Annotated in this window: 6 protein-coding genes; 3 read left to right on the forward strand and 3 right to left on the reverse strand. The window is 40.0% G+C overall.

The window, feature by feature from the left end; all coding sequences use genetic code 11:
• Positions 1-147: 147 nt before the first annotated feature.
• Positions 148-843: a Uma2 family endonuclease gene (locus tag G3T18_RS17635; protein WP_224411894.1), complete on the reverse strand. Its 696-nt coding sequence runs from the start codon at positions 841-843 to the stop codon at positions 148-150.
• 279 nt (positions 844-1,122) lie between these two features.
• Between G3T18_RS17635 and G3T18_RS17640 the strand changes: the two genes are divergently transcribed.
• Positions 1,123-1,905: a Uma2 family endonuclease gene (locus G3T18_RS17640; protein WP_224411895.1), complete on the forward strand. Its 783-nt coding sequence runs from the start codon at positions 1,123-1,125 to the stop codon at positions 1,903-1,905.
• Between the two features lie 47 nt (positions 1,906-1,952).
• Here the strand turns inward: G3T18_RS17640 and miaA are convergent, their stop codons facing one another.
• Both miaA and G3T18_RS17650 read right to left on the reverse strand, forming a co-directional pair.
• Positions 1,953-2,849: a tRNA (adenosine(37)-N6)-dimethylallyltransferase MiaA gene (gene miaA / locus G3T18_RS17645; protein WP_224411896.1), complete on the reverse strand. Its 897-nt coding sequence runs from the start codon at positions 2,847-2,849 to the stop codon at positions 1,953-1,955.
• Complete coding sequence (locus G3T18_RS17650; RefSeq protein WP_224411897.1) at positions 2,849-3,028, reverse strand: hypothetical protein; 180 nt, start codon at positions 3,026-3,028, stop codon at positions 2,849-2,851. The genes miaA and G3T18_RS17650 overlap by 1 nt, the downstream gene beginning before the upstream one ends.
• On the opposite strand from G3T18_RS17650, the gene gyrB reads away from it, so the two are divergent.
• A complete protein-coding gene (gene gyrB / locus G3T18_RS17655; RefSeq protein WP_224411898.1) occupies positions 3,027-4,952 on the forward strand; it encodes a DNA topoisomerase (ATP-hydrolyzing) subunit B in 1,926 nt (641 codons plus the stop codon). The two genes, G3T18_RS17650 and gyrB, sit on opposite strands and share 2 nt — an antisense overlap.
• Before the next feature lie 294 nt (positions 4,953-5,246).
• Complete coding sequence (locus G3T18_RS17660) at positions 5,247-12,212, forward strand: ATP-binding protein (RefSeq protein ID WP_224411899.1); 6,966 nt, start codon at positions 5,247-5,249, stop codon at positions 12,210-12,212.
• The last annotated feature ends 12 nt before the right edge of the window (positions 12,213-12,224 follow it).

The following is a 12,224-nucleotide window of genomic DNA, read 5'->3' on the forward strand; positions in this document are numbered from 1 at the left end:
TGGAGAAATTTTACCACAAATATTTCCTTGGTACTGCACTTTTAAAAAGTCGCCCTCCGCTCCGCTAAAGGGCGAGGCTTTAAACCCAGTTTTTCTGGTAAAAAAGTGGCGATCGCTCCTAGATCGCCGCTTTCAACTCTACCCCATCTAGATTGTATCTGGATCTATGCCCATTTCTCGCAATTTTTCCTCTAATCGTCGAGATTTCGCTTCAAGCTGCTGTCGTTGCATTTGTTCTTCCCGAAGCAAATTTTCGACAATTGGTGGCGCAAGTAGCGTATCAACTGATAAAATTAGATCGGGAAATTGCTCAGAAGGGAAATTTTGTCCGCGAGTATAGGATTGGCGATCGTAACCTTCTTCACCTTCAGGATGGCTTAATACCCAAATTTGCTCTTTTTTGGGGTCTACAATCCAGTATTCAGGAATATAAATTAAAGCATATTCTGCACGTTTACGAATATAATCTTCCCGCCAATTTTCGCTTGTTACTTCTACTACCAAATTCGGTATTTCTTCAAAATCAAAAATACCGCTACCGGGTCGATTGAGAATTCCTGACCACAGTGATGAACTACATACTACCACATCGGGGATGCGAGATGTATCAACTTCGGTTCTCACACCAATATCTGTTTTTGCTACTAAGTCAAGATTAGTAGTAGCAAAGTAATGTTGGAATTTGTAAACTAAATATTGGCAGATGCTAGAATGCAAAGCTGTTGGTATTGCCATTGGTAGTAAATGACCCCGAAATAGTTCATACTTTACATCAGATTCGGGCTGATAAAAGCGATATTCTTCAAAGGTAATTCTTTCTTTAGTTGTAACAGATTGAGACATTTTCGGCTTTCCTGGGCTTTATTTTATTATGACCGATATTTTATACCAATTTGATTTGGCTACGCTAGATGAAATTGTGTAGAGACGTTGCATGCAACCTCTCTACTGTGTCAATGACGAATTATTATTTTTTGTCTTCTAACTGTCTTTCGACACCCAATTTGGACTTCAAATATTGTTTTTTTAATTTATTTACTGGAAAATTTAACTATGATTTTGAATTATTATTTGGTTTTTTAAATTATAATAGAATAAAGCGCTCAAATACAGGATTTAATTATGGTTGAGCAAACTTATATGTCGAAAGTTTCCGAAGTTTCTGAAGCTTCGGAAGAATCGGAAGAATTTTATATACCAGATGCAGAAAAGCTAGTTACTGAGGACGATACACCAGTAGACTATTTAATAGTAAAACAACAACGTTTGTTAGTAAGTTCTCTATATAGTTCTTGGCGAGATCGAACTTTTATAGCCGCCGCAAATGTAGGTATTTATTATACAGACAGACAACCGCCAATAGTACCTGATGTATTTCTCAGTCTTAATGCTCAAATTCCCGAAAATTGGTGGGAAAAGCAAAACCGAGTTTATATGGTTTGGCGCTTTGGTAAACCACCCGAAGTTGCCGTAGAAATAGTTTCTAATAAAGAAGGGAAGGAACTCGAAGATAAACTGCGAATTTACGAGTTAATGCGGGTAAGTTATTATCTTGTTTATGACCCAATTCAGCAGTTAGGAGACAAAAGATTACGGATTTTTGAGTTGCGAGGAATGCGTTACTTTGAAACCACAGAAACCTGGTTAGAACAAGTACAATTAGGTGTAACTCTCTGGGAAGGTGAATTTGAAGGAAGACAAGATAGTTGGTTGCGTTGGTGCGATCGCGATGGTATTCTTCTTCCTACAGGTGATGAACGTGCAGAAACTGCCGAACAACGTGCCGAAACTGCCGAACAACGTGCCGAAACAGCCGAACAACGCGCGGAAACAGCCGAACAACGCGCGGAACTTTTAGCGCGACGACTGCGAGAAATGGGGGTAGATCCAGATAATCTCAGTTAAACTAAACTAAGCTGAAAACCACAAAATTCTTGTCTAGTTTTGTGGTTTTAGCTACAAAATTCTTGTACTCGCTGCCAAACTTTTGCTAACAAGTCGGGGCTATCTGCATCAAACCATTGAATTTCGGGATAAGCGCGAAACCAAGTACGCTGACGTTTAGCAAATTGGCGAGTATGTAAAACAGTTAAACTCTTAGCTTCAGTAAGGGAAATTTCCCCTTGGAGATAGCGTTTTATTTCTGCATAACCCAACGTATTTAGTAAAGGTAAATCCTGACCGTATTTATGAGATAATTTTTCTACTTCCTCAACCAAACCTGCGGCGATCATTTTTTCAGTACGTTGGGCAATGCGTCGCTCTAATGCTTCTGGATCGCAATCCAAACCAAGTTGTAAAATAGGATAATCAGGAGGATTTTCGCCTTGCTGTTGAGAAATGGGAATTCCCGTGACATAATAAACTTCTAAAGCCCTTAAAGTGCGTACTTGGTCATGAGGATGAATTTTTTCGGCGGCAGTGGGATCGACTTGGGCTAAAAAAGCGTATAGTTGAGATTGACCCAGAGAAGTGAGGATCTCGCGTAACTCTGGTTGAGGTGATACCCTCGGAATTTTCAATCCTTTCGCGATCGCCTTAATATATAACCCAGTACCTCCCACTAAAAGCGGTGGAGAATTAGCTACAAGTGGAGAAGCAATCAAAGCTTGCGCCCGTTCCTGATATTGTGCCAAAGTTAAAGTTTCAGTAGGGTCGCAGATATCTATTAAATAATGTGGTACTAACTTTTGTTCGCTTAAAGAAGGTTTTGCCGTCCCAAGATCGAACTCGCGGTAAACTTGACGAGAATCTGCACTAATAATAACCGAATTGAGACGTTGCGCCAGAGCCAAAGCTAATCCTGATTTACCTGTCGCCGTCGCCCCACAAATTATAATTAACATCATTAATTCCTACTTGACAATAAGCGCGATCGCACAAGAACTGCTAACCAGGTATATCCCGCCCCAAACTCCACTTCCAGTTGGGCTAATGTCGCCTTTAACCCTTTTGTGCTAAAATTTTTAAAGATTTTGGCATGAAGGGGTCGAATATCGGCTCCAAGACTAAATTGGAGAATTTTCATGACTAGCAGTTACAGCGCCGAACAGATTCAGGTTCTCGAAGGTCTTGAGCCAGTCCGAAAACGTCCAGGGATGTATATCGGCTCCACAGGTCCGAGGGGACTCCATCATCTAGTTTACGAGGTAGTGGACAACTCGATCGATGAGGCACTGGCTGGCTACTGTACCCACATCGAAATCGACATTAATCCCGATGGTTCCGTCACCGTTACTGACGACGGACGCGGTATTCCCACTGATACCCACCCAACTACAGGCAAATCAGCCTTAGAAACAGTAATGACAGTATTGCACGCCGGAGGAAAATTTGGCGGCGGCGGTTACAAAGTTTCTGGTGGACTACACGGGGTTGGTATTTCTGTAGTTAACGCCCTTTCCGAGTGGGTAGAAGTAACGGTTTGGCGCGACCAAAAAGTTCACGTACAGCGCTACGAACGAGGTGTTCCGGTAACAGAACTAGAAGTAAAGGGTAAAACAGACCGTACCGGAACTTCCATAACCTTTAAGCCAGATACCCAGATTTTCATTACCAATGGGATCGAATTCGACTACAATACCTTAGCCGGACGAGTTCGAGAACTAGCTTATCTCAATGCAGGCGTAAGAATTACCTTTAGCGATCGCCGCACTCCAGAACCCCGCGTCGAAAGTTATTGTTATGAAGGCGGTATCCGGGAATATGTCACTTACATGACCCGCGAAAAAGAACCCCTCCACCAAGATATTATTTACGTCGAAGGAGAGCGTAACGGCGTACAGGTAGAAGTTGCTTTACAATGGTGCGTCGATGCTTACAGCGACAACCTTCTCGGTTTTGCGAACAACATTCGTACCATCGATGGCGGAACTCACCTCGAAGGACTCAAAACCGTTCTCACCCGCACGATGAACACAGTTGCACGCAAACGCAACAAACTCAAAGACAACGACTCGAACCTCGGTGGGGAAAACGTCCGCGAAGGCTTAACCGGCGTAATTTCCGTTAAAGTACCCGAACCGGAATTTGAAGGTCAAACCAAAACCAAACTCGGTAACACCGAGGTTAGAGGCATTGTAGACTCTCTCGTCGGCGAAGTCTTAACCGAATATCTCGAATTTAATCCTGGTGTCGCCGACTCAATTATCGAAAAAGCAGTCCAAGCCTTCAAAGCCGCCGAAGCCGCCCGTCGCGCGCGCGAATTAGTCCGCCGTAAATCAGTCTTAGAATCTTCCCCCTTACCCGGTAAATTAGCCGATTGTAGCGAAAGAGACCCTGCCAAAGCCGAAATTTTCCTCGTAGAAGGAGATAGTGCGGGTGGCAGCGCCAAACAAGGAAGAGATCGACGCTTTCAAGCCATCCTCCCCCTACGCGGTAAAATTTTGAACATCGAAAAAACCGACGATGCGAAAATCTATAAAAATAACGAAATTCAGTCGTTAATTACCGCTTTGGGTTTAGGAATTAAAGGCGAAGAGTTTGATGCTTCTCAATTACGCTACCATCGCATAGTGATCATGACTGATGCTGACGTAGATGGGGCGCACATCCGCACGTTGTTGCTAACCTTCTTCTATCGCTATCAACGGGATTTGGTGGATCAAGGCTATATTTATATTGCTTGTCCGCCATTGTATAAAGTTGAGCGGGGACGGAGCCATTACTATTGTTATAGCGATCGCGAACTCCAAAATCTCATCCAAAACGAGTTTCCTAGTAACGCTAACTACACGATTCAACGCTTTAAGGGTTTGGGTGAAATGATGCCCCAACAACTGTGGGATACTACCATGAATCCAGAAAGCCGTACCTTCAAACGAGTAGAAATCGAAGACGCAGCCGAAGCCGATCGTATTTTTACCGTCTTAATGGGCGATCGCGTCGCACCTCGTCGGGAATTCATCGAAACCCACGGTCCTCGTTTAAATCTTACCGAACTCGACATTTAATGACTCGAAAGTGAAAACAGCGATCCCTCAAAATTGAGCAGAAAGTTTAGGGGCGCATCGAATCGGGCGCCCCTACTGCGATCGTCAAGAAAAAAAAAATACTGCTAAGCGATCGGCGATCTCAGCGTTTACGAGAGCTATAGTAGGATTAACTCTAGCTGAACCTCATCCCTAACTAAATAGTTTTTCCCAAAAATAACGGTAAAAGTTTCTCGTCTCTGGAAAAGTAGGAACCCAGTTTCAACCTTGAGTAGTAATTTCCAGAGGATCTAGGTAGACAAAGGAGGCAAGAATTTGAAAATTGCGAACCTGGAAATTGCTGGCTACCATGCGATCGCCTTAATTTACGAAAGTGCTAATTCCTTAGTTTATCGTGCTATCCGCGATCGAAAACAACAACCTGTTATCCTGAAAGTTCTCAAACAAGACTATCCTACCCCCCAAGAGTTGACTCGATATAAGCAAGAATATCAAATTACCAGTCAACTCAATCTCGATGGCGTAATTAAAACTTATGGTTTAGAAACTTATCGCCACACGCTAGCGATCGTCCTTGAAGACTTCGGAGCAATGTCTTTAAAACAATTGCTCGACTTAAAATTATTGACAAATTTATCTTTAAATAAATTTCTCGATCTGGCGATTAAAATAACACAAATTTTGGGTCAGATTCACAGCAATAATGTAATTCACAAAGATATCAACCCTAGTAATATTCTCTTAAATCCAGACACCGAACAACTCAAAATTATTGATTTCGGGATTGCCACTCAATTAACTCGCGAAAATCCTACACTAAAAAATCCTAGCATCTTAGAAGGAACCTTAGCTTATTTATCCCCAGAACAAACCGGACGGATGAACCGTTCCTTAGACTATCGTAGCGATTTTTATTCATTAGGAATTACTTTTTACGAACTCTTAACCCAAAAATTACCTTTCGAGACTAAAGATCCCTTAGAATTAATCCACTGTCATCTTGCCAAAATTCCCCCTTCACCCCAAGAAATCAACCCAGAAATCCCCTCAGCAATTTCCGCGATCGTTACGAAATTAATCGCCAAAACTGCCGAAGACAGATATCAAAGCGCTTGGGGAATTATCGCCGATTTACAAGAATGCACCCATCAATTAAAAACAACCGGAAAAATTTCACAATTTCCTTTAGCTGCTCGTGATTTTGCCGAAAGATTTCAAATTCCCCAAAAACTATATGGTAGGGAAAAAGAACTTGCTACCTTACTAGCCGCATTTGAGCGAGTTGCAGAATCTCACCTGGTAAATAAAAGCCCATCTAACTACAACCAAAAACAAGTCGAAATCATGTTAGTCGCAGGCTATTCCGGAATCGGCAAATCATCTCTCGTCGCGGAAATTCACAAACCTGTCACCGAAAAACGAGGCTATTACATCGAAGGTAAATTTGACCAGTTTCAGCGCAATATTCCCTACTCAGCAATCGTAATTGCTTTCCAAGAATTAATTCGCCAACTATTAACTGAAAGCGAAGCCCAACTGAGTCAATGGCGCCAAAAATTGTTAGCCGCTTTAGGACAAAATGGTCGAGTGATTACTGATGTAATTCGGGAAGTAGAACTAATTATTGGTAAACAACCGCCAGTCCCAGAATTGGGAGCAATGGAATCGCAAAATCGCTTTAACCTTGTCTTCCAAAACTTCATTCGAGCATTTTGTTCTCCTCAGCATCCTTTAGTGATTTTTCTCGATGATTTACAATGGGCAGATTTGGCAACATTGAAGTTGCTTCAATTAATCATTCTTGATGAGCAAACCCGACATTTATTTTTCATCGGAGCTTATCGCGATAACGAAGTTAGTCCGAGTCATCCGTTAATGATGACTTTAAGAGCGATGCAAAAACAACAAGTAATCATCAATCAAATTAACTTAACACCTTTAGCTGAAGACAACCTTAGTCAACTAATTGTTGATACCTTACATCAAGACATTGCCAAAATACAACCATTAGCCAAATTGATTTGGCAAAAAACTGAAGGAAATCCTTTTTTTGTAAATCAATTTCTTAATACTCTCCACTTAGAAAATTTAATAACTTTTGATTTTCAAAATCATCAGTGGCAGTGGAATATTGCAGAAATTAAAGCCAGGGAAATTACTGATAATGTAGTCGAGCTGATGATTGTTAGAATTAAAAAGCTGCCAGAATTAACCCAAAAAATCTTGGGATTAGCAGCTTGTATCGGAGCATTTTTTAGCTTAAATACTCTCGCCATTATTAGTGAGAAATCTCTAAATACTGTTTTTTCAGCCTTAATTCCTGCACTTCAGTCGGGGTTAATTTTGCCTCAATCAAAGCTAGACCAAGAGTTGTTAATTCAAGATTATAAATTTCTGCACGATCGCCTGCAACAAGCAGCTTATGCTTTAATTAACGAGTCACAAAAACAAGCTGTTCACTTACAAATTGGTCGTTTATTGTGGGAGAATACTAATCCGAAATCTTTGTCTGATGAAATATTTAAGATCGTCGATCAACTTAATTTAGGTATTGAATTAATTAGCGATCTTAGAGAACGCCACGAAATTGCTAAACTGAATTTACTTGCAGGTAAAAAAGCGAAAACAGCTACCGCTTATCAAGCAGCATTTACCTATTTCGCCCAGGGAAGAAAATTTCTTTGTGCAGATAATTGGCAAAATGAATATGAATTAAGTTTTACTCTCTATTTAGAAGCCGCAGAAGCCGCTTATTTATTAAGAGATTTTGCTCGGATGGAGCAGTTAATGACAGTGTTGCTTCAGCAAGGGAAAACTTTGGTAGAAAAGGTGCAAGTGTATGAAGTTAAAATCCAAGCTTTAAAGACACAAAATCAATTACAACAAGTATTGGATTTGGGTTTAGAAATCCTCAAATTATTAGGAGTAGATTTACCCCCTAAACCTAGTCAAACTGAGATTCAAGCTAGTTTAGCACAGACACAATCAGCTTTGGCAGAAAGAAGCATTGAAGACTTAATTAATTTACCATTAATGACCGATCCGGGCAAATTGGCAGCTACTCGAATTCTCTTAAATCTTTGTCCCGTTGTTTACATGATGAGGGCGGAAATCTTACCTTTAATTTCCATTCAACAAGTGAATTTAGCCCTTAAATATGGTAATGCTGCCGCTCATACTCATGCTTATGCTAATTATGGCTTAATTCTTTGTGGAATTGTTGGCGATCTTGAATCGGGTTATCAATTCAGCGAACTCGCTTTAAATTTATTAAATAAATTGAATGCTCAACCACTAAAAGCGATGACTGTATTTGTAACTAATTATTTTATCAAACATTTAAAAATTCCCGTTCGAGAAACTTTAAAATCTATGTTAGAAGCTTATACTATCGGGCTGGAAACTGGAGATTTAGAACACGCTGCTTATTCAGTTTGTCGCTACTGTTACCTTGGCTATTTTACCGGAACTATTCCCCTTGCTGACTTAGAAAAACAGATGCGTAGCTACCAGGAGTTTTTAGCTCAAATTAAGCAAGAAAATGTTTTAGAATTACACGAACTTCATCATCAAGTAGTATTAAATTTGTTGAATTCAGTTGACGAGCCTTGGCGTTTAACGGGAGAATTATTTGATGAAGTAAAAATGCTGAAAGCTTATCAGGACAACAATTATTTGGTAGCAATTTGTCATTTATATTTACATAAAATTATTCTTTATTATCTGTTTAATCAAGAGCAAAAAGCTTACCAAAATTTAGCTTTAACTGAAGAATATATTCAGGGAGAGTTAAGTTCATTTTTGGTTCCTCTTTTTTATTTTTATGATTCTCTTTCTCGGCTGGCAATTTACGAACATCAAACTAATCTTGAACGAGAAAAAATCTTAGCTAAAGTAGAAATTAATCAGCGCAAGATGGAAAAATGGGCGCATTCTGCTCCGATGAATTATTTGCATAAATTCGATTTAGTCGCAGCAGAATGTTATCGGGTGCTGGGTTGTTATCTGGAAGCAATGGAATATTACGATCGCGCGATTTTCGGAGCTAAAAATAATCAATATCTTCAGGAAGAAGCTCTTGCAAATGAACTGGCTGCTAAGTTCTATTTAAACTTAGGTAGAGAGATAATTGCCCAAACTTATCTAACTGAAGCACATTATGCTTATAGTTGTTGGGGTGCGACTGCTAAAGTTAGAGATTTAGAAGCAAAATATCCTCAATTACTGGCTAATTGTTTACCTTCACATAGGGAAACAACTGAGTTGAAAGAAGTTCGTGTTAGCAGTGCTACTTTGTCGGGGAAAAACTTCGATTTGGTGGCGGTAATGAAAGCTTCTCAAGCTATTGGTAGTGAGATTTTACTTGATAAATTATTGAGTAAATTAATGAAAATTTTGCTTCAGAATGCTGGTGCGGAAACAGGTTTGCTGTTGTTGTCGAAATCGGGCGAATGGGTAATTGAAGCATCTCAGCAAACTGCGTCGTCAAAAATTCCAGTTTTCAAGTCAATTTCTCTAGAAAATCGCTTACCTCTCTCAGCGATTAACTATGTGATGCGAACTCAAGAAACTGTAGTCGAACATGATGCTTTCCACGAAGGCAAATTTAGTCAAGATGCTTATATTAAAAAATATCAAACTAAATCATTTTTGTGTGCGCCGCTATTGCATCAAGGACAACTTAGTGGTATTATTTATCTAGAAAATAATTTAACAACTGGTGCTTTTACTCCCGCTCGTTTAGAAATAATTCAACTATTATCTAGTCAAGCCGCGATCGCGATTACTAATGCTCGACTTTATGCCGAGGTACGAGAAAACGAACGACGCTTGAGTCAATATTTGGAAGCTATACCAATTGGGATCTCAGTTCACGATCGCCACGGACAAGCAAACTATGCTAATCAAACTGCCAAGCAGTTATTCGGTATGGAAGTGCTACCACAAGCGACAATCGAGCAGTTTTCCTCACTTTATCAAATTTATCGCGCGGGCACTAGCGAATTGTATCCTGTCGCAGAACTACCGATCGCGCGATCGCTTCAAGGTGAAACTGTCAAAATGGACGATCTCGAACTTCACCAAGGAGAACAAATTATTTCTCTGGAAGTTTCCGCGACACCAATTTTTAATGAGACAGGTGAGATCGAATACGCGATCGCCACTTTTCAAGATATTAGCGATCGCAAGCGCGTCGAACAATTAAAAGATGAGTTTTTAGCTAATACTTCTCACGAATTACGTACACCTTTACAGGGAATTATGGGACTTGCTGAATCTTTAATTGAAGGTGCAACTGGTTCCCTACCTCCAGAAACAATTTCTAATCTGGCTACGATTGTTTCTACAGGGCGGCGTTTATCCAGTTTAATTAACGATATTCTTGACTTTTCTCAACTAAAATATGACAGTCTTGAACTCGCTCTCAAACCAGTAGGAATACGAGAAATTACTGATGTAGTTTTGACTTTAAGCAAACCTCTGATTGGACAAAAATCCCTTCAGTTAATTAATCATCTCGAAGTCGATCTACCCCTAGTAAATGCCGATGAAAATCGCCTCCAACAAATTATGTACAATTTGGTTGGGAATGGAATTAAATTTACTGATTCGGGTACAGTATCAGTCTCTGCTACTCGCCAAGAAAATTATCTCAAAATTACTGTTGCCGATACGGGAATCGGGATTTCTGACGAGCAATTAACGAAAATTTTTGCTTCTTTTACTCAAGGAGATGGTTCTACTGCTAGAATCTATGGAGGAACGGGTTTAGGTTTGGCGATCGCAAAGCAATTAGTTGAATTACACGGCGGACAAATTGAAGTTGAGTCTACTCTCGGTGTAGGTTCTCGTTTTAGTTTTACTCTTCCTTTAGCTCCTTTTTCTGAAGCTAAAACTGTTTCAGGTATAGCAGAAAAAATTCAAAAAGTCAAGGAAATTGAGCCAGTTTTAAAACTAGCAAATACTCTGACTACTCAGCAACTAAACTCAACGAAATCTTCGGAACACAAACTAACAATTTTAATTGTCGATGACGAACCAATAAATTTACAAGTATTAACCAATTATTTATCGGGGGAAAACTACGATCTCGTTCCCCTCAGCAATGGGATCGAAGCTCTCGCAGCGATCGCCGCAGGACTCAAACCCGATCTCATCTTACTTGATGTGATGATGCCTCGTCTAACAGGTTACGAAGTTTGTCGGATGATCCGTCAACAATATTCCCTTGACGAATTACCAATTTTGTTGTTATCCGCCAAAGATTTAGTTACTGATTTTCTCACAGGTATTAATTGCGGCGCTAATGATTATTTAATTAAACCAATTAGCAAAAAAGAACTACTAGCAAGAATTCAACTACACGTCAAATTAACTAACTTAGAAGCCGTCCGCAAAGCCGAAGCCAAAGAACGAGAAAAAGCCGCTCAACTGCAACAAACTTTAGCTGAATTACAACGCACTCAAGCCCGACTAATTCAAACCGAAAAAATGTCTAGTTTAGGGCAAATGGTCGCAGGTGTAGCTCACGAAATTAATAATCCTTTAACCTTTATTCAAGGCAATATTAATCATACCAGAAATTACACCCAAGAATTGTTAAATTTATTAGCTTTATATCAAAAATATTATCCCGAACCAGTCGCCAATATTCAAGCAGAAATTGAAGCTATCGAGCTCGAATTCATCCAAGAAGATTTGCCCCAAATCATCGATTCAATGCAAACAGGAGTCGATCGCATCAATGAAATTGTCACCTCACTGAAAAACTTTTCCCGACTAGACCAAGCAGCCCGAAAAATTGTCGATATTCACGAAGGTATAGATAGTACCTTGGTCTTGTTACAAAATAAATTGAAATCAAGCGGAAATTTCCCCCAAATTACGATCGTCAAAAACTACCAAAAATTACCGAAAATCGCTTGCTACCCAGGTCAACTAAACCAAGTTTTTATGAATATTGTCGCTAACAGTATTGATGCTCTTCAAGAAGCTCATCGCAGTCAGCCAACTATTACCATTCATACCCAAATTGCCGAGAATAACACAATTGAAATTCGCATTGCTGACAATGGTTTAGGGATGAGCGAAGAAATACGGGAAAAAATTTTCGATCCTTTCTTTACCACCAAACCAGTAGGTCAAGGAACTGGTTTAGGTTTGAGTGTTAGCTATTCAATTATCGTCGAACGTCACGGTGGTGAGTTGAGTTGTGCTTCTGTACCGGGAGAGGGTAGCGAATTCGCGATCGCGCTTCCTTTAGAAGTTAATCAAATTTGAAAAAGAGACGCA

The organism is Oscillatoria salina IIICB1 (genome assembly GCF_020144665.1).
Lineage (GTDB): Bacteria > Cyanobacteriota > Cyanobacteriia > Cyanobacteriales > SIO1D9 > IIICB1.